We start from the raw sequence: 247 nt of genomic DNA, 5'->3' as shown, positions 1-247 counted from the left end.
GATCAATGTTTTGACGGGTCAGTTAGCTGCAGATCAGGGTGAGACCGTTCTCCTAGGGAAGTCCTCTCGAAATTTGACTTCAAATGATTTGGAACAAATCGGGATTGTTAGTGATACCAGTGGTTTTTATGAAAAGATGAGCCTCTATAAAAATCTGCTCATTTATGCAAAATTATATGGTCTTAAAGCTTCTAGAGTAGATACAGTACTTGATCAAGTTGGGTTATCAGATGCCAAAAACCTTATC

Annotated in this window: 1 protein-coding gene; it reads left to right on the top strand. The window is 38.1% G+C overall.

The window, feature by feature from the left end:
- Positions 1-247 (top strand): P-loop NTPase family protein (locus CF394_RS00300; protein ID WP_500691218.1); only part of this gene is annotated, 247 nt, incomplete at both ends.

It is taken from the genome of Tetzosporium hominis (assembly GCF_002265435.1).
Lineage (GTDB): Bacteria > Bacillota > Bacilli > Bacillales_A > Planococcaceae > Chryseomicrobium > Chryseomicrobium hominis.
Note: the sequence above shows the minus strand (reverse complement) of the source record. Positions and strands in the feature narration are given on the sequence as shown.